General features: G+C 66.3%; 23 protein-coding genes and 3 pseudogenes. 16 read left to right on the forward strand and 10 right to left on the reverse strand.

Features of this window, described 5'->3' with window-relative positions; all coding sequences use genetic code 11:
- Positions 1 to 253 (reverse strand): annotated as a pseudogene (locus I0C86_RS42460) (AraC family transcriptional regulator); the annotation flags it as partial.
- A 120-nt stretch (positions 254 to 373) separates the two neighbouring features.
- Between I0C86_RS42460 and I0C86_RS42465 the strand changes: the two are divergent.
- Both I0C86_RS42465 and I0C86_RS42470 read left to right on the forward strand, forming a co-directional pair.
- Positions 374 to 1,336 carry an NADP-dependent oxidoreductase gene (locus I0C86_RS42465; RefSeq protein WP_230395675.1) on the forward strand — a complete coding sequence of 321 codons (963 nt, stop codon included), beginning with the start codon at positions 374 to 376 and terminating at the stop codon, positions 1,334 to 1,336.
- A 125-nt stretch (positions 1,337 to 1,461) separates the two neighbouring features.
- Positions 1,462 to 1,971, forward strand: a pseudogene (locus I0C86_RS42470) (transposase); the annotation flags it as partial.
- A 343-nt stretch (positions 1,972 to 2,314) separates the two neighbouring features.
- Here I0C86_RS42470 and I0C86_RS45325 read toward each other — a convergent pair.
- Together I0C86_RS45325 and I0C86_RS42480 are read right to left on the reverse strand one after the other, a co-directional pair.
- A pseudogene (locus tag I0C86_RS45325) lies at positions 2,315 to 2,434 on the reverse strand (hypothetical protein); the annotation flags it as partial.
- A 614-nt stretch (positions 2,435 to 3,048) separates the two neighbouring features.
- The gene (locus I0C86_RS42480; RefSeq protein ID WP_196206969.1) at positions 3,049 to 3,450 is read right to left on the reverse strand and encodes a hypothetical protein; all 402 of its coding nucleotides are present in this window, start codon (positions 3,448 to 3,450) and stop codon (positions 3,049 to 3,051) included.
- A 198-nt stretch (positions 3,451 to 3,648) separates the two neighbouring features.
- Here I0C86_RS42480 and I0C86_RS42485 point away from each other — a divergent pair, with 198 nt between their 5' ends.
- The 4 genes from I0C86_RS42485 to I0C86_RS42500 all read left to right on the forward strand — a co-directional run bounded on the left by I0C86_RS42485 (position 3,649) and on the right by I0C86_RS42500 (position 5,939).
- Positions 3,649 to 3,840 (forward strand): transposase, encoded by a 192-nt coding sequence (locus tag I0C86_RS42485; RefSeq protein WP_230395676.1) that lies wholly within the window; start codon positions 3,649 to 3,651, stop codon positions 3,838 to 3,840.
- 55 nt (positions 3,841 to 3,895) lie between these two features.
- Positions 3,896 to 4,627, forward strand: coding sequence for a transposase (locus I0C86_RS42490; protein WP_196206970.1), 732 nt, complete (start codon positions 3,896 to 3,898; stop codon positions 4,625 to 4,627).
- An 83-nt stretch (positions 4,628 to 4,710) separates the two neighbouring features.
- The gene (locus I0C86_RS42495) at positions 4,711 to 5,313 is read left to right on the forward strand and encodes an ISL3 family transposase (RefSeq protein ID WP_456319987.1); all 603 of its coding nucleotides are present in this window, start codon (positions 4,711 to 4,713) and stop codon (positions 5,311 to 5,313) included.
- A 68-nt stretch (positions 5,314 to 5,381) separates the two neighbouring features.
- A complete protein-coding gene (locus I0C86_RS42500) occupies positions 5,382 to 5,939 on the forward strand; it encodes a hypothetical protein (RefSeq protein ID WP_196206972.1) in 558 nt (185 codons plus the stop codon).
- A gap of 123 nt (positions 5,940 to 6,062) precedes the next feature.
- Here I0C86_RS42500 and I0C86_RS42505 read toward each other — a convergent pair whose 3' ends face one another.
- Positions 6,063 to 7,115 (reverse strand): integrase core domain-containing protein, encoded by a 1,053-nt coding sequence (locus tag I0C86_RS42505; protein ID WP_230395677.1) that lies wholly within the window; start codon positions 7,113 to 7,115, stop codon positions 6,063 to 6,065.
- A 143-nt stretch (positions 7,116 to 7,258) separates the two neighbouring features.
- Positions 7,259 to 8,626 carry an alpha/beta hydrolase domain-containing protein gene (locus I0C86_RS42510; protein WP_196206973.1) on the reverse strand — a complete coding sequence of 456 codons (1,368 nt, stop codon included), beginning with the start codon at positions 8,624 to 8,626 and terminating at the stop codon, positions 7,259 to 7,261.
- A 308-nt stretch (positions 8,627 to 8,934) separates the two neighbouring features.
- Here I0C86_RS42510 and I0C86_RS42515 point away from each other — a divergent pair, with 308 nt between their 5' ends.
- The 3 genes from I0C86_RS42515 to I0C86_RS42525 all read left to right on the forward strand — a co-directional run bounded on the left by I0C86_RS42515 (position 8,935) and on the right by I0C86_RS42525 (position 11,138).
- Complete coding sequence (locus I0C86_RS42515) at positions 8,935 to 9,186, forward strand: DDE-type integrase/transposase/recombinase (RefSeq protein ID WP_196206974.1); 252 nt, start codon at positions 8,935 to 8,937, stop codon at positions 9,184 to 9,186.
- A 395-nt stretch (positions 9,187 to 9,581) separates the two neighbouring features.
- Entirely contained in the window at positions 9,582 to 9,944 is a 363-nt protein-coding gene (locus tag I0C86_RS42520) for a cyclic-phosphate processing receiver domain-containing protein (RefSeq protein WP_196206975.1), read from the forward strand.
- Positions 9,945 to 10,121: 177 nt separating this feature from the next.
- Positions 10,122 to 11,138 carry a YaaC family protein gene (locus I0C86_RS42525; protein WP_196206976.1) on the forward strand — a complete coding sequence of 339 codons (1,017 nt, stop codon included), beginning with the start codon at positions 10,122 to 10,124 and terminating at the stop codon, positions 11,136 to 11,138.
- A gap of 196 nt (positions 11,139 to 11,334) precedes the next feature.
- On the opposite strand, the gene I0C86_RS42530 is transcribed toward I0C86_RS42525, so the two are convergent.
- On the reverse strand, positions 11,335 to 12,249 hold the full coding sequence (locus tag I0C86_RS42530) for a LysR family transcriptional regulator (RefSeq protein WP_196206977.1): 915 nt from the start codon (positions 12,247 to 12,249) through the stop codon (positions 11,335 to 11,337).
- A 95-nt stretch (positions 12,250 to 12,344) separates the two neighbouring features.
- Here I0C86_RS42530 and I0C86_RS42535 point away from each other — a divergent pair, with 95 nt between their 5' ends.
- From I0C86_RS42535 to I0C86_RS42550, 4 genes are all read left to right on the forward strand, one after another.
- Positions 12,345 to 13,508 carry a nuclear transport factor 2 family protein gene (locus tag I0C86_RS42535; RefSeq protein WP_196206978.1) on the forward strand — a complete coding sequence of 388 codons (1,164 nt, stop codon included), beginning with the start codon at positions 12,345 to 12,347 and terminating at the stop codon, positions 13,506 to 13,508.
- Positions 13,509 to 13,711: 203 nt separating this feature from the next.
- The gene (locus I0C86_RS42540) at positions 13,712 to 14,536 is read left to right on the forward strand and encodes a transposase family protein (RefSeq protein WP_196206979.1); all 825 of its coding nucleotides are present in this window, start codon (positions 13,712 to 13,714) and stop codon (positions 14,534 to 14,536) included.
- A gap of 124 nt (positions 14,537 to 14,660) precedes the next feature.
- Positions 14,661 to 15,725, forward strand: a complete 1,065-nt coding sequence (locus I0C86_RS42545) for an integrase core domain-containing protein (RefSeq protein WP_196206980.1) — start codon at positions 14,661 to 14,663, stop codon at positions 15,723 to 15,725.
- A 289-nt stretch (positions 15,726 to 16,014) separates the two neighbouring features.
- Positions 16,015 to 17,412: a non-reducing end alpha-L-arabinofuranosidase family hydrolase gene (locus tag I0C86_RS42550; RefSeq protein WP_196206981.1), complete on the forward strand. Its 1,398-nt coding sequence runs from the start codon at positions 16,015 to 16,017 to the stop codon at positions 17,410 to 17,412.
- A gap of 193 nt (positions 17,413 to 17,605) precedes the next feature.
- Here the strand turns inward: I0C86_RS42550 and I0C86_RS42555 are convergent, their stop codons facing one another.
- Positions 17,606 to 17,887 carry a hypothetical protein gene (locus I0C86_RS42555; RefSeq protein WP_196206982.1) on the reverse strand — a complete coding sequence of 94 codons (282 nt, stop codon included), beginning with the start codon at positions 17,885 to 17,887 and terminating at the stop codon, positions 17,606 to 17,608.
- A 153-nt stretch (positions 17,888 to 18,040) separates the two neighbouring features.
- Between I0C86_RS42555 and I0C86_RS44250 the strand changes: the two genes are divergently transcribed.
- The 3 genes from I0C86_RS44250 (at position 18,041) to I0C86_RS42565 (ending at position 20,128) form a co-directional block, all read left to right on the forward strand.
- A complete protein-coding gene (locus I0C86_RS44250; RefSeq protein ID WP_230395679.1) occupies positions 18,041 to 18,499 on the forward strand; it encodes a hypothetical protein in 459 nt (152 codons plus the stop codon).
- Positions 18,500 to 18,549: 50 nt separating this feature from the next.
- Positions 18,550 to 19,137 carry an integrase core domain-containing protein gene (locus I0C86_RS44255; RefSeq protein WP_323374177.1) on the forward strand — a complete coding sequence of 196 codons (588 nt, stop codon included), beginning with the start codon at positions 18,550 to 18,552 and terminating at the stop codon, positions 19,135 to 19,137.
- A 253-nt stretch (positions 19,138 to 19,390) separates the two neighbouring features.
- On the forward strand, positions 19,391 to 20,128 hold the full coding sequence (locus I0C86_RS42565) for a VOC family protein (protein WP_196206983.1): 738 nt from the start codon (positions 19,391 to 19,393) through the stop codon (positions 20,126 to 20,128).
- Positions 20,129 to 20,304: 176 nt separating this feature from the next.
- Here I0C86_RS42565 and I0C86_RS42570 read toward each other — a convergent pair whose 3' ends face one another.
- The 3 genes from I0C86_RS42570 to I0C86_RS42580 all read right to left on the reverse strand — a co-directional run bounded on the left by I0C86_RS42570 (position 20,305) and on the right by I0C86_RS42580 (position 22,431).
- Positions 20,305 to 21,006 (reverse strand): transposase, encoded by a 702-nt coding sequence (locus tag I0C86_RS42570; RefSeq protein WP_196206984.1) that lies wholly within the window; start codon positions 21,004 to 21,006, stop codon positions 20,305 to 20,307.
- Between the two features lie 93 nt (positions 21,007 to 21,099).
- The gene (locus I0C86_RS42575) at positions 21,100 to 21,249 is read right to left on the reverse strand and encodes a hypothetical protein (RefSeq protein WP_196206985.1); all 150 of its coding nucleotides are present in this window, start codon (positions 21,247 to 21,249) and stop codon (positions 21,100 to 21,102) included.
- 129 nt (positions 21,250 to 21,378) lie between these two features.
- The gene (locus I0C86_RS42580) at positions 21,379 to 22,431 is read right to left on the reverse strand and encodes an integrase core domain-containing protein (RefSeq protein ID WP_230395677.1); all 1,053 of its coding nucleotides are present in this window, start codon (positions 22,429 to 22,431) and stop codon (positions 21,379 to 21,381) included.
- Positions 22,432 to 22,527 lie beyond the last annotated feature (96 nt).

Raw genomic sequence — 22,527 nt, forward strand, 5'->3', positions numbered from 1 at the left:
CCCACACAGGGGGCCAGCCCAGGTCAATCGGGGCGATGACCACGGTGTCCGCGTGCGCCAGTGCCTGGCTGTCGTGGTTGACCGTAATGGAGAAGCCAGCGTTGGTCATCACTGGCTGGCCGTCAAGTGTGCAGGTCGCGACTTCGTACAGCGGGGCGCCATCGCAACCTTTGGCGCCGCCGAAGACCCGTGCGGGTATGCCGAGATCGAACGGATAGACGCCTGCAAGGGCGAGGACGGCGACACGGTGCATGGCCCGATCTTTGCAGATCATGACACTCGGGCCACTGTCGGATGTCCGGGGAGTCCGGCAGCGTGGGGCCGGCGACGCGGGAGGCGGCGCTGTCCCTGGATTTTGAGAGGTAGTCGCGCCATGTACAACGCCGTCGAAGCGCATCAGATGAAGGCGATCAGCCAGGATGTTCTCGGTGGGCCGGAGGTCCTCAAGCAGGTGTGGATGAACCGGCCCCGGGCCGGGGTGGGCGAGATCCTCGTGCGGGTACACGCAGCCGGGGTCAACCCGCTGGACTGGAAGACTCGCGCCGCGGGGCTCTTCCTCGGACGTCCGCCGTTCATTCTTGGCTGGGACGTATCCGGCGTGGTCGAAGCGGTCGGCGTAGGAGTAACGCTATTTCGGCCTGGGGACGAGGTCTTCGGAATGCCACGCCTTCCGCACCAGGCGGGGGCGTACGCCGAGTATCTGGCAGCCCCGGCCCGCCACTTCGCTCGCAAACCGGCGGGGATCGATCATGTTCACGCTGCAGCGCTGCCACTGGCGTCGCTGACAGCCTGGCAAGCCATGACGGAGACCGCGAATGTTCAGCCAGGGCAACGCGTGCTGATCCACGGTGCGGCCGGCGGGGTCGGCCACGTCGCCGTACAGATCGCCAAAGCCCTGGGCGCCCAAGTGATCGGTACGGCCAGCGGCCCCAAGCACACCTTCCTGCGCAAGCTCGGAGCTGACGAACTCATCGACTACACGACTGTGGCCTTCGAAAAGGTCGCCAGCGAGGTCGATGTGGTGATCGACCCCATCGGCGAGGACTACGGACCACGCTCCCTGCAACTCCTGCGTCCAGGCGGCACCCTGGTGTCGCTGCCGCACCCAGCGGAGGACCGTCTGGTTCCGCAGGCCGCAGAACGCGGCATCCGGGCGGGTTACCTGCTCGTCGAGCCCGATCACGCCGGACTGCAAGCGATCAGCGACCTCGTACAGTCCGGCCGACTACGCGCAAAAGTCGGCACGGTGCTACCGCTCGCCGAGGCCGCCGAGGCTCACCGGCTCGGCCAGACCGGACACACAACCGGCAAGATTGTCCTCGCCGTGGGCGCCTAGTCTTGGTTTTTAACCTTCGGTGCTCTCGCCTCATGTTTTGCGCCGTCGAGAGTGGACATCGAGGCGGCCTTCGGTGATCATGTCGTCTCGCCAAAGAAGAACATGACTCACAATCGAAGGCCGTGATGAGCAGTGTGCCCGACCCCGCTGGCCGCGTCGAGTCGCTGCGGCGACTCGCAGGGTTCCGGGAAGAGTTCTACAGCTGTCTGACCCGTCGGGCGGACGCGCTGTTCGAGCTGACCGACGCGGTGTCGTGCGCGGATGGCCCGGTGGACAGCTTGGTCGGGTTGAGCCTGACCGCCGAACATCGCCGGGGTCATGGGGCGCTCTACGATGCGGTCAACCACGGGCGTCTGGAACTGGCCCCGTTGCGCCGGGCCGTGGCCGCGGCCGCGTTGTCGGTCCCGCTGGCCGCTGATCGGCGGATCGTGCTTGCGGTGGACGTGTCCGCGTGGCTGCGCCGGGAAGCCCACACCAGCCCGGACCGGCTCTACTGCCACGTGACCGGGCAGACCCGCACCCAGGACCAGCGAGTCCCCGGCTGGCCGTACTCGATCGTGGCCGCCCTGGAGACCGGCGCCGCCTCCTGGACCGCGCTGCTCGACGCGGTCCGGCTAGTCGGACCGGGTTTTGACCACGAGCAGCGGGGAGAGGGCGAACGCCGGTCATGACAGCCATCGATTCCGGCCGCGAGCGTGGCAAGCCATTGTGCGGCGGCAACGTCGAGGCGACGGGTGCCGGCAAGACTGCACCAGACCCGCCAGGTGGGTGTACCGTCTCAAAATCCTGTTCACGGCTGTGACCTGGTCTTTCGAGGATCTGATCCGGCTGCCCGGTGGTACTCGTTGACCACGCCGCCAAGCCGTCGTCGGCGCCGTACGGGCCATCCGTCGAGATGACGACGGTCGGGTCGTGGTGGGGCGGCAACTGTTGCAGGCCCTGATGTGGGCGGTGCTCGTTGACGTGCTGCACGTACTCGTTGACCACCGCCGCAGCGTGCCGTTCGTTGTAGACCAGGACGTGGTCGGTGCACTCCTGGCGCAGGCTTCGGCCCCAGCGCTCGATGAACGCGTTCGCCCGCGAGGTGCGCGGAGGAATCGTGACTTCTCCCGGACCAGCCGCAGGACCAGGTCACGGATCTCGTCGCTGACCCGCGGCCGGGCAGCCCGGTCGGGGTACGTCCAATGACAGCGCACCAGCCGACGGTGCCAGGCCAGCAGCGTGGCCGGGGTGACGAGGCGATGCGCCCGCACCGCCTGCGGCAGCAGCCGGCCGAGCGCGGCCAGCACCGCCCGATCCGGCCACGACAACCGGGGACGGCCGCGGATCTGCCGGCGCAGCACCGCCACCTCCTGCCGCAGCGCAAGCGCCTCGACCAGCAGCGCCCTGTCGCCACGAGCCAGCAGCCCCAGTCCACCGAACACACGGATCACCGTCAGGTACAGCAGCCGTACCAACACACCGATGATCGTCACTGCCACCCTTGCGGTTACGGCTCACAGCGTGTGCGACCTGTTCCCACCCGGGCGACCCGAATCGATCTTCAAAACACCAGGCCACCGCACCCAAGCGGGATTTTGACACGCTTCACAGCTTCGACTAACACCAGCTCACCGACCATGCGACGAGTTTTGGCACGGCATAGGCCCGGCCCACCGACCCGCAACGCCGTACCTTCGACCAGTACGACTGACGCCACTTCAAACACTCACTTACCAAGTGCGCCATTCATCAGTTAGGTCCTCGCGTGGAACGCCGTGACGGGCGGATAACACGTCGAGGTCGACGCCCGCCTCGCTAATCGTTCGATCAATGTAGTCGCACAGTACAGTGCGCTCGCCAGTGGCAATCGCATCAGAATCGCAATCCTCATTCAGAGCATTTAGCGCATAGACCACATTTCGAATGAGGGAAAGGACTTCGCCATCTGTCGGAACGCTAAGCCCGGCCACATCTCGCTCGAAGACATCAAAAATCTCATCGAAACGCTGGAGCAAATCCGGCGGAAATAGCCCCTCCATGACTGCAAACTCCTGCTCCAAGGCGCCTACAGCAACGAGACGCGCCTCTTCAGCGGTTCCGTCACGCCATTCACTTGACGGCCTGATCGCCACTTACTCACCTACTAACATGTGACACCGCCAGGAGCTTTTCCGCTCCCAGGACCGCTACCATAAATCTTGTACATGGCGGGATTATTTGTGTTATAGGGAAGTTTAGCCTTTCCGCCGAATTCGTCGAAAACGTTCGATTTCGTCACGGATAGTGATCTGATTTGCAGGCAAATCGCCGGCTCAATGTAGATGCACGGATTGGCACGGTACAGGCACGCACAGACCGTGGTCAACGAGTACGTGGACCACTTCAACAACCACCGGCCACACCAAGGACGACAACAGCGCCCACCCAACCACGACCCGACCGCCATCATTCCCATGGACAAGCCCGTACGGCGTCAACGACGGCTCGGCGGAGTGATCAACGAGTACCACCGAGCAGCCTGAACCGATCTTCAAAAGACCAGGTCAAGGCCGTCGTACCAATTTTGGCACGCTACAGGTGATCGATCTGCTGGTGCGCCGCTTCAAGTGCGTGTCCGACACCTGTCCTGCGGTGACGTTCGCCGAACAGGTGCCGGGCCTGACGCATCCGCATGGACGGCGTACGCCGGTGCTGCAGCACCGGTTTGCGGTGGCGCTCGCGGCCCGGCCGGCGGCCCGGCTCGCCCGGCGGCTGGGCGTGCCGGTCGCCAAGGACACCCTGCTGCGGCTGGTCCGTGCCCTGCCGGACCCGCCCGCCGGTGACGTGCGGATCGTGGGCGTCGACGACTTCGCGCTGCGCCGCCGCCACGTCTACGCCACGATCATCGTGGACCTGCAGACGCGGCGCCCGGTCGAGGTGATCGAGGGCCGCGACGCCGGACCGATCGCGGCGTGGCTGGCCGGCCATCCCGAGATCGAGGTGGTCTGCCGCGACCGCGGCCGCGCCTATGCCGAGGCCGCCCGGGCCGGTGCTCCTCAGGCCCAGCAAGTCGCTGACCGGTGGCATTTGTGGCACAACCTGTGCGAGGCGGTGGAGAAGACCGTCGCGGCCCACCACAGCTGCATCGAAGCCGCGTTCGCCGTGGCAGAGCCGCCGGTGGAGTGCCAACGCCGCTACCGTTGCCGGATGCGCACTGCGGCGTCCGTGGCCGGCCACGCGCCCTCGTCGCCCGCACCACCGAGCGCCACCACGCCGTGCAGGAACTCGTCGCGGCCGGCCGTTCGCTCAAAGGCATCAGCCGCGACCTGAACCTGGACTACTACGCCGTGCGCCGCTACGCCCGTGCCACCAGCCTCGACGAACTCATCGCGCCCGCGATCCACCGCCGCTCCGTGCTAGATGCGTTCAAGCCCTATCTGTACGAGCAGTTCACCCAGGGCCAGCACAACGCATTGCACCTGTACCGACAGATCCGCCAGCAGGGATACACCGGCAGCAGCAGCACCGTCGGCCTCTACGTCCACCTGCTCAAACGCGGCATCACACCACCGCCACCACCACGACCCATCCCGGCACCCCGCACCGCAGCAGCCCTGCTGCTCACCCGCCCGGACCGGCTGCAACCCGAGCAGACGCTCAGCCTGAACGACGTCCAAGCAGCATGCCCCCACCTGACCACCACCACCCAGCACATCCGCGCCTTCGCCGCAATGCTGACCAACCTCACCGGCCACCATCTACCCGACTGGATCAACACCGTCCGCAACGACGACCTGCCCCACCTGCGACAGTTCGCCGACGGGCTCCGAACCGACTACAACGCCGTCCTCGCCGGCCTATCCACCCCCTGGAGTTCAGGACAGGTCGAAGGCCAGAACACCAGAGCCAAACTCGTCAAACGCATCGGCTACGGCCGCGCCAACTTCGACCTTCTCCGCAACGCATCCTTCTGCGCGCCTGACAACCGTCACAAGATCAGCGACAGAGCCCGATGACGTGCACAGGTTGCGTTCGGGGTCGGAGCTGCTTGGTACCTTGCGGTGTGCTCGTATTGTGGCCGGATTTGGCGGACATCCTCCGAGGTCTTCTCCGACAACATGGCCTTGATCCGAACCGGGTAGAGAACCCCGAGTTGGCCTGGCGGGTGTTCTGGGCCTTCCTCGCCATTGAGATCGATGGGCTGGAGTCGGAACCGGACAGCAACGCCGACGGGTTCGACGTGTCCTGGGGTCGCTATAGCTGGAGTGACGAGCTACCGACCCTGTCGTTCAACAGGCATCTGATGGTCGACGAGGCGCGGCCGGATTGGTATCAGCCGGAACGCTGGAGGCTCAGCTTTGACATGGTATTTCCGGATTTGCCCGCTTTCGCTGACGTCGGTGAGCTCAACACTCAGAGCAGCGGTATTTATTACGAACGCCCAGGTTCTGGGATGGACGATGCCGTGCGTGAGGCGTTGTGGGAGGTCGAGCGGTATCCGGCGTTGCAGGCGCTGTGGACGAGTACGCCGCTGTGGAGCGTGATCGGCTTCGGCTCTCGGCACCCACGTGTGGGAGACGTGGGTGCCTTCGATGCCCAGCAGCAGGTCGCCTATCTTGAGTGGCGCGCCCGTTACGGTTGAAGTTGTCCGCGCTCGCCGATCAAGCGCTGCTCGTGGTGTCAGGCACCGCTGGCTCGGGCTTGGCTTGGTCCTGTACCGTTCGAGAACGCGGCTTCGGCTACGCGGCCTGCTCGTACTCGTTGATCAACCCGTGGACCACCTTCCTGCGCCGTACCCGCACCGCACCGCACCCAAATCAGCAACCATCGCCGGAAGCCTGTCCCGCTCAGGTGGGCGTTGCCCGCGGGCCTGGTGCGGCCGATGCCCGTTATAGTGCGCCAGATACTCGTGCAGCACGGCGAGTAGCTGCCGCGTGTTGTAGATCAGGAGCCGGTCCAGGCATTCTCGCCGGACCGTACGCACCCAGCGCTCCGCGAACGCGTTCGCACGGGGCGCCTGTGGCGGCGTCCGGAGCACCTCAATACCCCCGGCCCGGAACACGGTGTCCAACATCGCGGTGTACTTGGCGTCCCGGTCCCGGATCAGGAAACGGAACCGGTTGGCCCGTTCCCCCAGGTCCAGCATCAGGTTGCGGGCCTGCTGCGTCACCCACTCACCGGTCGGATTCGTGGTGGCGCCCAGCAGGTGGACTCGCCGGGTGGCGACCTCCATGAGGAACAGTACATAGACGCGGGTCATGCCGATGGTGTCTACATGCAGGAAATCGCAGGACAGGATGCCTTTGGCCTGCGCGGTGAGGAACTCGGTCCAGGCCGGTCCCGCCCATCGCGGCGCCGGGCCGGCACCAGCCCTGGTCAGGATCGCCCAGACCGTGCTGGCCGCGAGTCGGTAGCCCAGGCCGGCCAACTCGCCCTGGATACGCCGACAACCCCAGGTCGGGTTGTCCCGGGCCAGCCGCAGCACCAACTGGCGCACCTCGGCCGTGACCGGTGGACGACCCGCACGCCGCCTCGGATAGGTCCACCGCCGCGCGATCAGGTTGCGATGCCAACGCAACAAGGTGGCCGGAGTGACGAAGAACGCTGGCCACCGCGTCCGCGGCGGCAGCCTCGACAGCCCGGCCAGCACCACCCGGTCGGCCGGTTCCAGATCCAGCCGGCGCACCTGCCGACGGAGTACCGCGACCTGGTGCCGCAACACGAGCACCTCGACCGCGTTGGCGTGCCCACCGCGAGCCAACAGGATCACCAACCGCAGTGCCTGCCGAAGAATCAGGTAGCCGAACGACAGGATCATGACCGGCAGCATGACACCACTCGTCGATCCCACGATGGACAAAGTCCCACGTCAGCGCCCGTGGCCGAGTTTCCGAACGGTACAGCCTGTGCCCCGACTTCCACCTCCCGTCACGACGGACCGCGACGGGAGGGCGAAAGGGTTCACTGGCGCAGGAACGCCTTGGCGTCGCCGGTCACGTAGCCGGCGTACTCCCGGGGGAACCACCCCTGCTTGACCAGCTCGTGCAGGCTCTTGTGGACCTTGCTGACGTACTGGCCCGGGTTCCGGTAGAGCGATTTGATCGTCGCTTGCGGAAGCGGCGTCTGGTAGCCGGTCTGGTAGCAGAGTCCAGGACCGCTGTTCGGAACGGTGTAGCGGGAAACCGGTACCTCCAGGTACGGCGTACGGACGCCGCCCAGGGCGTTGCCGTACCGGTCGAGCGCCACCCGGGTCCCGTCACCGAGGTCGTCGTCCACGTCGAGGTATGCGGCGTGCGGCGGTACGGTGCCGTCCCGCACCCAGTCGAGCAGGTGCTGCACACCCATGAACATCATGGCGCCGAACGGGAACTGGCTGAGTGGATGGTCGCACCCGCCGGCCGGGAACGCGGGGTTCTCCCGCGAGTCGTTGTGCGCCATCCCCGCTACCTCGTACAGGCGGAACTGGTTACCCGGGACGTCGCTGTCCGGGCGCCGGTAGGCGTCGGTGCTGTTCACCTCGAACTGGGTCGGCATCTGGATCGTCGGCACGTCGGTCTGTTCGACCGGCGCGGCGCCCAGCGTCGACCCGACGAAGTAGCCCTGATAGATCGGGCGACCGTCCGGCATGCGGTAACTCGCGTGGCCGCCGGCCATGAATGAGCGGGTTGCCGCCGACGAGTCCGACGATCCGGTCAGGACCAGGTTGCGTACGGGAAAGTGGGCGAACGGCCCGCTGGGCAGGTTACTCCGGATCAACCGTCCCACCTGCGCGATAATCTCGTTCGACTGGCTGGCGGAGACCTGGAAATCCCCGTACCTGGCGGGGTTGAACGGCTGCAGTGACGAGGTCGGGCTGTTGCCATTGTTGAGGTTGATCGGCCGGGCCGCGATCTCCAGGCATCCGTGGCCGCGCTGAGCGATCCCGTAATGCGCGAACTGGCAGGTCAACGCATTTCCGCCGCGGTGCAGCGGCTCGGCGACAACCTCGCCACTGAATTTCCTCGCCTTGGCCGGATGCCGGACCAGGATGCGCGTTTTGTACGGCGCCCCGTTCGCTATTCCAGAGACGAAATACTCTTCCGAGACGTAGTCGAAATCCTCCAAATTCGTGCCGGCCGCACCGGGACGGATGCCAGGGAACATCGGTCCCGGACCGGCGATCGGACCCTCGACCGTGGGCAGGGCCGGAACGGCGACCGGGGCCACGGCCGTCGCGGCAACGCCCGGACTGGCTGGCAGCGTGGCCAGCAGAGCCGGTCCGGCCAGCGCGGCGGCCAGTCCCACCACGACCGGCCGAACGAGGGCGGGAAGACGTCTAGCGAAATCCATAAGAGCGCTCTCCTATCGACAACACTGGCTCACAGTGGAATGTCATCGCATCCCTCGGTAATCTCTGGACCATTTCGACTGGACGGACACCTTCCCAGTAGCAGGCCGTGCTACCGCAAGTTGATCGAGAGCATGCTCTCGCGGCTAGGCAAAATCAAGACACTCGGAAGCGATTCTTCGATCAGGAATTCCGGATCCCGGAATAGTCACTCACAGTCGAATCGACCGGGGTGGAGGACTGGGTTTCCAAACAGGACCGAAGCCGGTTGTCGGTGGCACTAGGGTGACGCCGGTCGAGGTGGTCACCGATGCTGCCTGCGGTTCCCGACGACCTCGTCCCGTCGGCCTGGCACCACGTCGAGCGGTACGCCAACGACCCGGTCGAGGCCGACCACAGCCAGCTCAGGCACCGGTTACGGCCGATGCGCGGGCTACGGACCGACGGGACCGCGCAGATGATCATCGCCGGACATGCCTTCGTACGGAACCTGCGACGCGGACACCACGAACTCGGACACGAGACGCCGCCCGCGCTCCGCGTCGCCGTAGTTGTCTGCTGACGACCCGGGCGGCGTTGGCATGCCGTACGGCCGCGACCGTTGGGCCTTGCGCGGGCGCCGCATCCACTTGCGCCACGGCACGCGTGTGAGCTGGGCAAGTGCGTCGTGGACATGTCCACGACCAGATCAGGATGATCATCTCCGTCGGTGCCAGCTGACGCCTCGCGGGGTCGACCGATCCTTACGTCAGGTCGCCGTCGACTCCTGTCGTGCTGGGATGGGCCGGTGTTGCGGTGCCGGCGTTAGGCAACTCTGGAACCTGCTCTGAACCCCGCAGCAGTGCCTCCAGTCGCGGCGCGCCTGGGTCGAGCGGGCGGGACGACTCCGACCGAGGGAGCGCCCGAATCAAGCAGATGCGGATGTCGGATTATGACGGCGCCAGGCATCATCATCGCGTGGATACCCGCCGAACGATCGTCCTGGTCGATGACCTCCGCTCGTTCGTGGACGGCCGTAGCGCCGAGGTAGCCCGCACCAGCACCGCCGGAGTTGAACTCCTCGATCGGTACCGGGACCGGCGCCTGGACGAGCTGTGGCTGGACCACGATCTAGGCGGGGACGACACGATCTGGCCGGTCGTGGAGGTCCTGGAACGGGCCGCCTTCGACAAGCGCCCATTCGACGTCGGCGTCATCAACGTCCACTCCGCCAACCCGGCCGGCTCCGCGAAGATCGCCCAGGTCTTACGGCACTGGGGGTATCGCGTCCACGTCGCGTCGGGCTCCACGGACATCGGCTATCTCGACGGCCCCGCGTGAACTGACCGGCTCGAACGCGTCGCCCGACGGCTGTCACACCCGGACGGCGGCATGACAGTGCCCTGGCCTGGCCAAGGCACGCGGGCGACTTGCCGACTCGTGCGGCACCTCTTCTGCAACGGTCGCACCGAAGGAGATCGGTTGGCTTCCCATTGGGACGTAGCAGACGATCGTCGGGTGGCGGCGAAGGTAGATATTGATCTTGTTTGGGCGGCGCTTCGGTCAACCCGGGCCGAGCCGCCTGCCGGTATCAGAGGGGGCCGCCGCAAGACCTATGTCGCCGCGCTGGAACAGGCGCAGCAGATGTTCACTGCGGCCGCGAACGTGGGTGTCGCGACTCGTCCGCTGTTGCTGTTCTACGCCCTTTCGCAGGGTGGCAGGGCCATCGCAGCCGCCGCCAAGCACGTCAACAACAACGACTACCCCCTGGTCGGGCACGGCATCAAGGTCAACCCCTCGACGCTCGTCGGTCCCATCGCCAAGGCTCAGGTGTTCGGCGACAACACCACCGCAGGCAGTTTCACCCGCCTGTCGAAGTTCCTGAACTCGCCGACCTGGGACAGCACCGCGCCCGTGTCACTGGGAGAGCTGTGGAACACCCTGCCGGAGGGCAGCGAGTTCCCCTTGGAACGTTCAGTCGGCGCGGTTCCGCTTCCAGTGAGCGTCGATGAGTACCGTGGGTTGTATCAGGCTCAGACGGCGTCACCCGTGCAACTCATCGTCACAGGCATTTCGACCGACATCGCGCCGCCGCCCCAGCACACGGGCCCGGCTCCGGCGCTGGAAGCCTTCCTGAGCCAGTACCCGAAGCTCGCTGGACACACGGCGATCTACGTCAAGGGCGTGTATCCCCATGGCCAAGGCGGCACCGTCCACCTCGCGTATCCGTCCAGCCAAAGCGGTTACGGCGAGCGCACCGCCGACGCGCTCGCGCACAGCACTCTCTACCGCCTGCATGATCGGTACGTCTTCCCCGCTGTTGGCGTGAACACAGACTCCCTCCACCCAGTCATGGCGTGGTGGGCCGTCCTGTTCGCGTTGTCGATGCTCGCCCGATACCAACCAGAAACATGGGCGGACCACATCGCCGTGGACAGCAGCAAAGTCGCGGTACCGATCGAGCAATTACTGACCGAAGCGCTGACCGCAGTGTCGGAACTGTTGCTTCAAACGATCGTGGACGTGTCGCAGTAAGCCCACTCGGCCGACAACCGCTACCTGGGTAGATAGGCGCGGATCGCGGCAATAGCGTGCGTCTGCTGGCCGAGGTGCGACCAGTGGCGAAGCCGGGGAGTTCAGCAGAGAAGCTTGCGCGGCCGCTAGCACACCGGCTTTGCTGCTGTGTATCGAGTGGGCCGCGTCGTACGCAGCAGCAGGGGCGTCTTCCAGCTCAGCCGGGTGACGCGGGTGGGGTGGATCGACGTGGGCCGAATGCTGACACGAGTTGGTCGAGCAGCGGCGTTGCGGATGGGTGTGGGGCGCGACGTGGTGTGATCATGTAGATACCGCGGGTTGGGGGATCGACGAGAGTCACCGTAGTGACGTCGGTCCGTAGTGCGGATGTCAGTACCCCGGGTATCAGGGCGATGGCGTGGCCGGTTGCGACCAGGGCGATCTTGCCGGGTAGATCGGCCGCGGTGAGGTCGATACGGGTGGTTACTCCGGCGCGGGCGGCGTGTTGGCGCAGCAGCGCGGCCGAGCCGTCGTTGTCCTCGACCCAGGTCTGGTCGGCAAGCGTCTGGATGTGCACAGGCCCGCGTCTGGCCCGCGGATGACCGACGGGCAGCACGACAACCATCTCGTCCATCCCCAGGAACCGTCGTTCGACACGCGGGTCATTGGGTAGCCCCGGTGGCGCGTCGGTGACGACGGCGACATCGAGGTCGCCAGCGATCACGAGGTCGTGCAGTTGTGCGCTCAGCCCGGGTGACAGGCTCCACTGGAGAGGGCCGGCCCTGTCCAGCAGGCTGCGGATCGCCGCAGGCACTATCCCGGCTGCCAGAGACGGAGTCGCGCCGACGGTCAGCGGCCGGCTGAGCGCCCCGTCACGAACATCCCGTACGGCGCTTACCGCGCGGTCGATCTCCTTCAGCGCGACTTGGGCGTGGTGGTGGAACACCTCGCCGGCAGGCGTCGGATGCACGCCGCGCGCGTGCCGTTGTATCAACGGCGTCCCGATCCGGCGCTCCAGCCCGGCGATCTGCCGGGAGACGGCGGATTGTGTGTAACCGAGTTCGGCGGCCGCCGCCGACAGCGAACCGAGTTGGCACGCCGTCACAAACGTCCGCCACGCCGTCAACTCCATCGCACGAGTATGCCCAGCCGATATGCGTATCCCGCATGGCAGTCCTGCTAAATCTGCGCTTGTCGCACCCTTCGCGGTGTCCCATAGTGCGATCCATGACCGCACCACACACGATCGCCGTCCTCGGTCTGGGCCGAATGGGCTCCGCGATAGCGACACGACTCGCCCACCAGGACTGGAACGTCGTCGGATGGACACGTTCCGGGCGCACGGGGGCCGCTGTCGAGACGACCGGCGACCCGAACGAAGCCGTGGCCAAGGCCGACATCGCACTCCTGGCGTTGTTCGACGGCAAGGCGTGCCAGCAGGTCGTCGAGCGGGTCCGCGGATCGCTGCGACCGGACACGATCGTGCTGAACACCAGCACGGTCGCGCCCGCGGAAGCGTCGCAGTTGGCCCGGCGGCTCGGTCCGTCCTACGTCCACGCACCCGTGCTCGGCTCCGTACCGGCTGCCACCGCCGGCGCCCTGCAGATTCTCGCCGCCGCCGACCAAGACACGCTCGACCGGGTCCAGCCGGTACTGGAAGCGCTCGGCACCGTACGGCACGTCGACGACGTCACCGCCGCCGCCGCCCTCAAACTGGTCGCCAACAGCAGTCTCGCAGGCGCCGTCCTCGCGCTGCGCGACTCACTGCGGCAAGCCGACGCCTTGGGCCTACCACGCGCCCAGGTGCTGGACGTCCTCGAACTCGGCCAACTCGGCGGACTCGTCGCTCGCAAGCGAAGCTTCCTCGCGAGCCAACCAACCGCTGCCACTGCCAGAGCCGAATTCACGATCGGCGCCCTGGCCAAGGACATGGCACTGCTGGCCGCCGCGTCAAACACACCCCTGCACAGCGCACTCGGCCTGACCGACACCCCCGCCGACCCTGAGGCAGACATCGCCGTTGCCGCCACCGTCCCCGCCGTGGCTGGCGCCATCCTCGAACCGCTACGCGCCTACATCCGCGGACACGCCACCGGAGACCCCACCCACTTCCGCGACGCGTTCTTGCCCACCGCTCACATCGAGGGGATCCGGAATGGCGAATTCGTGTCGTGGCGCCTGGACGAGTACTGCGCTCTCTTCCACGGCCGGCCAGCCCCGGACGAACCAAGCCGCTCTCGCCGCATCGACGCCATCGACGTCCACGGCACTGTTGCAACCGCGTCGATGACGCTCTGGCACGGCGCGGACACGTTCACCGACATCTTTCTACTGATCAGCGCCGACGGCAGTTGGCGCATCGCCAACAAGGCTTACCACCGGAGCGCCTGAAGGACGGAAAACGCTGGCGACCGCCATCTACCATCCGCTCATCGGCATTGAGCTATTCCACGTAACGGGGCGTGGACGGTAGGTAGTCGTTGGTGTCGGTGGTTGAGACACATCGAACCCGTTGCGATACAACGTAGAGACGCGGAACCCCGGTATGAAGGTGGTCCTCTCGCAGATCAACTTCACAGGGGTCCCGCGTCGCCATGAGTGTTACATCCACCGCCACGTTGACCGTGCGCGAGCAGACCGTGCTGTTCGTCTCCGGCCTGCTGCACACCGAACGCCTGCGACGCGGTACCCGCACCGGTAGCCGCGCCCTCGGTTGCTTCAAGCAGGCGGTCCTGGTCATCCGGTGGTTCCTGGACGGCACCCGGATCAAGCAGTTGGCAGGCGACAACGCGATCAGCAAGTCCACCGCCTACGACTACCTCCACGAGGGCATTGGGGTGCTCGCCGCCCACGCCCCGAACCTGAGACCAGCGCTGTTGGCCGCGAAGCTCGCCGGCTACTCCCACGTCAACATCGACGGGACCGTGATCGAGACCGACCGGTGCCGTACCCCGGGACCCACCCCGGATGTGGACCTCTGGTGGTCGGCCAAGTGCGACAACCACGGCGGGAACATCCAGGTCATCACCGCCCCGGACGGGTGGCCGCTGTGGACCTCCGACGTGCGCCCCGGCCGCGAGCACGACACCACCGCACTGCGCGAGCACGCCGAGATCCTGCCCCTGCTGTCCACGTGGACCGGCGATCACCTGCGGATCCTGGGCGACCTGGGCTACGAAGGCGAGGCAGCCACCATCACGGTTGCGTTCAAGAAACCCAAAGACAGTGAACTCACCGACCTCCAGAAGACCTTCAACAAGGCCCACAACGGCATACGCGCCGTCGGTGAACGCGGAAACTCCCTGCTCAAGACCACCTTCAAAGCCCTACGCAACGTCAGCCTCTGCCCCTGGAAGATCGGCAAGATCGCCGCAGCCGCACTCGTGCTTCTGCACTTCGAACACGGCCGCACCACCTGATCACCCAGCGCATCCAACCGTTACTCGGAAAGCAGGACAGGTTGAAGCGCAGGTTGTGCGGTGCCAATACCTGTCGCACTCGCTGTGAGCTGGGGCTTCGTGAGTTTGGGGCACCTTCGTGGCCATGGTGCTCCGATTGGTCTATCTGGTCGCGATCCGCATATTCGACGCCCTGCTGCGCGCGACCCGTAGCGACAACGTCGTGCTCGCGGAACTGCTGGCCCTTCGCCATGAGGTCGCGGTGCTACGCCGCCAGATCCACGGCCGCCCACGCCTGTCCTGGCCAGACCAGGCGATCCTGTCCGCGCTGTCCCGCCGCCTGCCCCGCGCGGTCCGCATCCACCGGCTCGTGACCCCGGCAACCCTGCTCGCCTGGCACCGCCGCCTGGTCCAACGCCACTGGACCTACCCCCAACGCGGCGGCCGACCACCCGTCAGCGACGCGATCCGCGAGCTCATCCACCGAATGGCCCGCGACAACCCCCGCTGGGGCCACAAGAGAATCCAAGGCGAACTGCTCGGACTGGGCCACCGCGTCGGCCTCGGCACCATCCGCCGAATCCTGGCCCAAGGTCGCCTCGGCCCCGCGCCCCGCGACACCGACACCTCTTGGCGGAGGTTCCTGCGTACCCAGGCCACCAGCCTGCTGGCCGCCGACTTCTTCCACGTCGACACCGTGTGGCTATGCCGCTTGTATGTGCTGGTCGTCATGGAGATCGCCACCCGCCGGGTGCACCTGCTCGGCGTGACCGAACACCCGACCCAGGCGTGGGTGACCCAGCAGGCCCGCAACCTGCTCATGGAACTCGGCGAACGGGCCAGCGACTTCCGGTTCATGATCCGCGACCGCGACACCAAGTACGCCACATCGTTCGACGCCGTCCTCGCCGACGAGGGCGTACAGATGGTGAAGACACCACCACGTACACCGACGGCGAACTGTTTCGTCGAGCGCTGGGGTCGCAGCATGCGCGAGGAGTGCACCGACCACGTCCTGGTCTACGGCCAGCGGCACGCCAGGATAGTGCTGACCGAGTACGTCCGACACTTCAATGACCATCGGCCGCACCAGGGGCGCGGGCAGGTACCGCCTAACCGTGGGCCCGGCATCGTGATGCCGGTCGACGGCGTTGTCCGACGCCGAGGACGACTCGGCCGGGTCATCAACGAGTACTACCGGGCCGCTTAAACGGATCTACGAATCCGCAGGTCAGCGACCGGAACCTCGTTTTGGCACCCTACAGGCTTCCTCGGTGAGGGAGTCACCGGTCGGCGCCACCCCCGCTGATGGGTCGGATGTGGACCGTACGGTCTGGTCCACCCGATGGACGCATGCCCCGCAGCCGAAGGTCGAAATCTCATAGATCGACATTGATGTCATGTGAGCACTCCCGTAACATGCAGGACACCGATGATAGCGCTCACAAGAAATAACCCACACCTTGCCGCAGGTGGCAGCCATACCGGGAGGATGCCTCATGGCTAGATCCAGAGCGGTCAATGCCGGTCTGTTGTCGGCCGGCATTGCGCTGCTGGCGTCGGCGATGGTTGTCGTAGCGATGCCGGCTGCCGCGACCGCCGGCTGTTCGGTGAATTACACCGTCTCGTCGCAGTGGCAGGGTGGATTCCGCGCCAACGTCACGATCACCAACCCAGGCGAGCCGTTGACCAGTTGGACGTTGACGTGGTCGTACGGCGCCGGGCAGACGGTCACCCAGGCGTGGAACGCGACGGTAACCCAGAGCGGTTCGACGGTGACCGCGCGGAACATGAGGTACAACGGTTCCATTCCCACAAACGGCACGATGTCGTTCGGTTTCAACGGGACGTGGACTGCCAGCAACCCCGCGCCAACGGGTTTCTCCCTGAACGGCGTTGCCTGCACCGGTGACACGGCGCCGACCACCCCGCCGACGTCGGGTCCCACCACCGGTCCCACGACGGGCCCGACCACACCACCACCGGGCAACACCTGCCCACTGCCGTCGTCATACCGGTGGTCGTCAACGGGCCCGCTGGCCCAGCCGAAGCCGGGGTGGCTCTCCCTTAATCATTTCGCCGCCGTCCCGCACAACGGCCAGCACCTGGTCTACGCGTCGACCTTCTCGGGAACGTCGTACGGTTCGATGAACTTCAGCCCCTTCACGAACTGGTCGGAAATGGCCACGGCCAGCCAGAACGGGATGTCTTTCGCCGCCGTCGCGCCCACCCTGTTCTATTTCACCCCGCGCGACATCTGGGTGCTGGCCTATCAGTGGGGGCGGTGGCCCTTCCTCTACCGGACGTCGAGCGACCCGACCGACCCGAACGGCTGGGGGCCGGAGCAGCCGCTCTTCACCGGCAGCATCTCCGGTTCCGGCACCGGCCCGATCGACCAGACGCTCATCGCCGACGAGCGGAACATGTACCTCTTTTTCGCCGGTGACAACGGCCGGATCTACCGCTCCAGCATGCCGCTCGGGAACTTCCCGGGCAGCTTCGGCTCCGACTACACCACGATCATGACCGACAAGCAGGTCAACCTCTTCGAGGCGGTGCAGGTCTACAAGCTCCGGGGCCAGCACCGGTACCTCATGCTCGTCGAGGCGATCGGCGCGAATGGCCGGTACCTGCGCTCGTTCACGGCCACCAGCCTGGACGGCACCTGGACTCCGAACGCGACCAGCGAGAGCGACCCGTTCGCCGGCAAGGCCAACAGCGGCGCGGCCTGGACGAACGACGTCGGCCACGGCGAGTTGCTCCGCACCAGGGCCGACCAGACCATGACCGTCGACCCCTGCAACCTGCAACTGCTCTACCAGGGACGAGAATCAAGGCCCGGCACTGCTTACGATCCGCTGCCGCACCGGCCGGGTCTGCTGAACCTGCAACGCTGACGGCAACACCCTCCGGTGCCCCCGACGCGAGGCCGGATGGACCCGCGAGGGCGGGCTCGGCACAACGCCGGGCCCGCCCTCGTTCTCCGGGTCTGTCCGCACGACGAGGCGTACGGATCCGCACGGATTACCCTGAGCAGCCCACCTCCGGGATTGCAGCCCGAATCCGTCGACGGCCGAAGGTAGATCCGCGCTAACGCAGCATCCGGCTGATGTCGGCGGCCAGCGTCACTGACGCGTCGATTTCCTCCTTGCGGATCGAGACGCTCTCCACGTTGAACCCGAGGGGGATCCCGATCCCACGGCAGAAGCCGGTGAGCTCACGCGCGTTGGCCTGGCACTGGCCCAGCGACTCGGTCAATGGGTCCGGAGCATGAACAAGCGCGTTCTCCAACCAGCGAGGCACAGCGACGCCGAGCCGGCGCAGGAACGCCAGCGTCTTCAACGACCCACACACCGACAACGTGAAGATCACCGGCTGCGGCTCCAACCCTGTGAGTGCCGAAAACCTCATCCGTCCTGGTCGCAGCCATCTAAATCATCGAGGTGGAAGGCTCCGCTGAAGACGTGGAGCCTCTCGGCTGGATCGCGACGGTTGTCTACGTCGAGAACTGCGCGACGATGGGGTGTGCTGTTCCGACTGGCCTACCTCGGCGTGACCAACACCCTCGCCCGGCTACGACTGCTACCCATGAGCGACCACGACAAAGACGCCGAAATCCTCGCGCTCCGGCACCAGATCACGGTCCTCGAACGACAACTGCACGGCGACCGGGTCCAATTCACCTCGGCGGACCGGGCATGGTTGGCCGCCCTGCCGCACCCGTTGCCGCGAACCGCAATGAACCACCTGCGGCTACTGGTCAGCCCCGAGACGGTGCTGCGCTGGCACCGGGACCGGATCGCCCTCCGACACGCCAGACGTTCCCGCCCCCACCAAGTCGGGCGACCACGAACAGTCCGGTCCATCCGTCGGCTCGTCCTGCGCCTGGCCTCGGAGAACACCACCTGGGGATACCGCCGCACCACGGCGAACTGCTCGTCCTGGGCGTCAAGGCCGCCGCCTCCACCGTCTGGGAGATCCTGAAGGATGCCGGAATCGATCCGGCACCTCAGCGCACCAGCAGCACGTGGGCGGTGTTCCTACGATCCCAGGCGCAGGCCGTCATCGCCGCCGACTTCTTCGAAACGACCACCCCGACCGGCACCCGCCTCTACGTCCTGGCGGTCATCGAACACGCCACCCGCCGCATCCGGATCCTCGGCGCCACCGCACATCCCACCGCAGCCCGGGTGACCCAGATCGCCCGGAATCTGGTCATGGACCTCGAAGACGCGGGCCGCCCGGTGAAATACCTGATCCGCGACCGGGACGGCAAATACCCAGCCCTGTTCGACCGGGTGCTCGCCGACGCCGACATCACCGTGGTGCACACAGGCGTCCGGATACCCCGGATGAACGCGATCATGGAACGCTGGATACGGACCTGCCGACGTGAACTCCTCGACCGGACACTGATCCTCAACCAGCGACATCTACTACACGCGCTCCGCGAGTACGAGGTCTTCTACAACGAACACAGGCCTCATCAGGGCGTCGCCAACGCCCGGCCACTCGCCCCACTGCCCGAACCGATCACCGCCCCGGACCGGATCGCCCGCCTGAACATCCACCGACGTGACCGCCTCGCCGGCACCATCCACGAGTACGAACATGCCGCCTGACCTGCCTGGATGACATTTTCGGCAGGTACAATGCCATTCCCGATTCGCATGGCTTTGTGGCGAGTCAGGCTATCCGTTCGTGTTGGCCAGACATCGCGGTCGGCGTCAGCATCTGCGCGCGACCAGGTATCCCTGCGGCGAACCCTCTCCCTCCTCGGCCGGACGCCCGCCCCAGAACAGTCCTACCGCGAAGGCCAGGAAGACCAGCTCGCCGTGGTTCATCTTGGTGTTTGCTGGGCATAGGGTCGGCGGCATGGCGCTGCGACTTGTTCAGGCGAATTTCAAGGCTCGGGATGACTCGGCGCTTGGCCGGTTCTGGGCGGAGGCGCTCGGTTGGGTTTCCCGCTCGGGTCCCGGTGCGACCAGCGCTGCACCCGCGGGCTTCGTCTGGACGGACCCCGACGCTCCGGTCTGCGTCGATGTCATAGCCATCCCGGACCCCGAAACGGTGAAGTATCGCGTGCACCTCGAACTCGCCACCACCTCTGCGGCCCATCAGACGGAGTTGGTCGCTCGCCTGAAGGATCTCGGTGCGACGCCCGCCGATGTGGGCCAGGGCGACGTCCCGTGGACGGTGCTGGCCGACCCGGAGGGCAACGTGTTCTGTGTGCTGGAGCCTCGAGAGATCTACCGGGACACCGGGCCGATCGCTGCGGTGGTGCTCGACTGCACGGACCCGCGGGCCATGGCCCACTTCTGGGGCGAGGCGATGGACTGGACCCTGCACGAGGTAACCGACGATCATGCGCTGCTGCGCTCCGCGAAGGGTGTCGGGCCGTATCTTGAGTTCCTCCGCACGCCCCACCTGAAGGACATACGGCACCGCGTCCATCTCGACGTGGTGCCGTATCCCGGTGACGATCAAGCGGCGGAGGTGGCCCGGCTGCAGACCCTCGGCGCGACGCCCGCCGACGTCGGCCAAGGCGACGTCCCGTGGATCGTCCTCGCCGACCCCGAGGGCAACGAATTCTGCGTCCTCGCTCCGGCCTGACGCGGAGCCTCCCCCGCCCGCGTGCCGGACAAGCGGCAAAGCCGCTCGGCGTACTACTCGATCTCCCGACGCTAGGAGCATGGGCGATTGGTTGCGAGAAAACCCACCGAATAGTCCCTGGGCAATGCGTCCACCAAGCCACTCCCACCCTGTACGACCCTGTTGCCTAATTCTGGTTAGGCGGCGAGGGCGAGTTGTGCGGGGTGGGTGGTTCGGGTTCGTTGTAGAGGTGTGCCGGTCCACCAGGCGTTGAGGCGGTTGAGGTTGATGGCGGTGGCGGCGAAGACGTGCTTGAGGTGGACCTTGCCGAAACCGGTGTAGCGGGCTTTGCGGATTCCGGTGAGCGCGATGGTTTGGCTGATGGTGCCTTCGATGCCGGCGCGGGCGCGGTAGCTGGCTTTCCAGTCGTCGGTGGTCTGCTCGGTGTGGGCTTTTCGTAGGGCCTCGTGGAGGTGTCGGGGGCGGAGGGTGAGTTGGCGGCGGCGTTGCTTCGAGGTGGTGCACTGTGTGCGGACCGGGCAGGGGATGCAGGTGCTGGCGGGGAAGGTGACCACGATGACGTCCTCGCCGGCGTAGCGGGTTTCGTTCCACATGGTCGAGACAGCCCGCTGCGGGCAGATGGCGTGTTTGTGGTCGAAGTCGATGGTGAAGGCGTCGCGGGCGAAGCCGGTCTTGGCGCGGGCTTGGTGGGAGTGGTCAGCCCGGACCGGGGTCACCAGCCGCACCCCGTGTTCCGTGTGGCAGGTGAGGATGTGCGGGGCGGAGGCGTAGCCGGCGTCCATCAGATGCTCGGCGGGTAGTAGCTCCCGCTCTGCAAGGTCGCGGTGGATCGGCAGGGTCATCGTGGAGTCCGCGACGGCGGCGTGGGTGGTGACCACATTGGTGATCAGGTTCGGTGGTTGGCCATTGTCGTCACCGCTGTCGCTGGGGATGTTGTCGCAGGTCTCGCTGATATGAATCTTGTAGCCCGATCAGCCGTGACCGCGATTCTCGCTGTGCCGGGCGTCGGTGTCGTACGGAGAGACGAGCACCGTTCTGCCTGGCGGGAGCCCGTGTGTGGTGGTGTCCCGCCAGATCACCCCCGGCCCGTTCTCGTCGCGGACGTACTGCTGCACCCACACCCGGCGCAGGACCTCGACCGCCGGGATCTGCCACAGCCAGTCCGGGGTTCGTTTCCCGCCGAGGGCCCGTAGTAGCCTATACCGTTCGAGAACGCGGCTTCGGCTACGCGGCCTGCTCGTACTCGTTGATCAACCCGTGGACCACCTTCCTGCGCCGTACCCGCACCGCACCGCACCCAAATCAGCAACCATCGCCGGAAGCCTGTCCCGCTCAGGTGGGCGTTGCCCGCGGGCCTGGTGCGGCCGATGCCCGTTATAGTGCGCCAGATACTCGTGCAGCACGGCGAGTAGCTGCCGCGTGTTGTAGATCAGGAGCCGGTCCAGGCATTCTCGCCGGACCGTACGCACCCAGCGCTCCGCGAACGCGTTCGCACGGGGCGCCTGTGGCGGCGTCCGGAGCACCTCAATACCCCCGGCCCGGAACACGGTGTCCAACATCGCGGTGTACTTGGCGTCCCGGTCCCGGATCAGGAAACGGAACCGGTTGGCCCGTTCCCCCAGGTCCAGCATCAGGTTGCGGGCCTGCTGCGTCACCCACTCACCGGTCGGATTCGTGGTGGCGCCCAGCAGGTGGACTCGCCGGGTGGCGACCTCCATGAGGAACAGTACATAGACGCGGGTCATGCCGATGGTGTCTACATGCAGGAAATCGCAGGACAGGATGCCTTTGGCCTGCGCGGTGAGGAACTCGGTCCAGGCCGGTCCCGCCCATCGCGGCGCCGGGCCGGCACCAGCCCTGGTCAGGATCGCCCAGACCGTGCTGGCCGCGAGTCGGTAGCCCAGGCCGGCCAACTCGCCCTGGATACGCCGACAACCCCAGGTCGGGTTGTCCCGGGCCAGCCGCAGCACCAACTGGCGCACCTCGGCCGTGACCGGTGGACGACCCGCACGCCGCCTCGGATAGGTCCACCGCCGCGCGATCAGGTTGCGATGCCAACGCAACAAGGTGGCCGGGGTGACGAAGAACGCTGGCCACCGCGTCCGCGGCGGCAGCCTCGACAGCCCGGCCAGCACCACCCGGTCGGCCGGTTCCAGATCCAGCCGGCGCACCTGCCGACGGAGTACCGCGACCTGGTGCCGCAACACGAGCACCTCGACCGCGTTGGCGTGCCCACCGCGAGCCAACAGGATCACCAACCGCAGTGCCTGCCGAAGAATCAGGTAGCCGAACGACAGGATCATGACCGGCAGCATGACACCACTCGTCGATCCCACGATGGACAAAGTCCCACGTCAGCGCCCGTGGCCGAGTTTCCGAACGGTACAGGTTCTTCCGAC

This window comes from Plantactinospora alkalitolerans (genome assembly GCF_015690345.1).
In the GTDB taxonomy this organism is placed as follows: domain Bacteria; phylum Actinomycetota; class Actinomycetes; order Mycobacteriales; family Micromonosporaceae; genus Plantactinospora; species Plantactinospora alkalitolerans.

Bases quoted from the DNA above. Each gene is read 5' to 3' on its own strand.
- I0C86_RS42465 (WP_230395675.1), top strand. From the start codon at position 374: ATGTACAACGCCGTCGAAGCGCATCAGATGAAGGCGATCAGCCAGGAT.
- I0C86_RS42505 (WP_230395677.1), bottom strand. From the start codon at position 7,115: ATGATCCTGTCGTTCGGCTACCTGATTCTTCGGCAGGCACTGCGGTTG.
- I0C86_RS42510 (WP_196206973.1), bottom strand. From the start codon at position 8,626: ATGGATTTCGCTAGACGTCTTCCCGCCCTCGTTCGGCCGGTCGTGGTG.
- I0C86_RS42515 (WP_196206974.1), top strand. From the start codon at position 8,935: ATGCTGCCTGCGGTTCCCGACGACCTCGTCCCGTCGGCCTGGCACCAC.
- I0C86_RS42530 (WP_196206977.1), bottom strand. From the start codon at position 12,249: ATGGAGTTGACGGCGTGGCGGACGTTTGTGACGGCGTGCCAACTCGGT.
- I0C86_RS42535 (WP_196206978.1), top strand. From the start codon at position 12,345: ATGACCGCACCACACACGATCGCCGTCCTCGGTCTGGGCCGAATGGGC.
- I0C86_RS42540 (WP_196206979.1), top strand. From the start codon at position 13,712: ATGAGTGTTACATCCACCGCCACGTTGACCGTGCGCGAGCAGACCGTG.
- I0C86_RS42545 (WP_196206980.1), top strand. From the start codon at position 14,661: ATGGTGCTCCGATTGGTCTATCTGGTCGCGATCCGCATATTCGACGCC.
- I0C86_RS42550 (WP_196206981.1), top strand. From the start codon at position 16,015: ATGGCTAGATCCAGAGCGGTCAATGCCGGTCTGTTGTCGGCCGGCATT.
- I0C86_RS42565 (WP_196206983.1), top strand. From the start codon at position 19,391: ATGGCGCTGCGACTTGTTCAGGCGAATTTCAAGGCTCGGGATGACTCG.
- I0C86_RS42580 (WP_230395677.1), bottom strand. From the start codon at position 22,431: ATGATCCTGTCGTTCGGCTACCTGATTCTTCGGCAGGCACTGCGGTTG.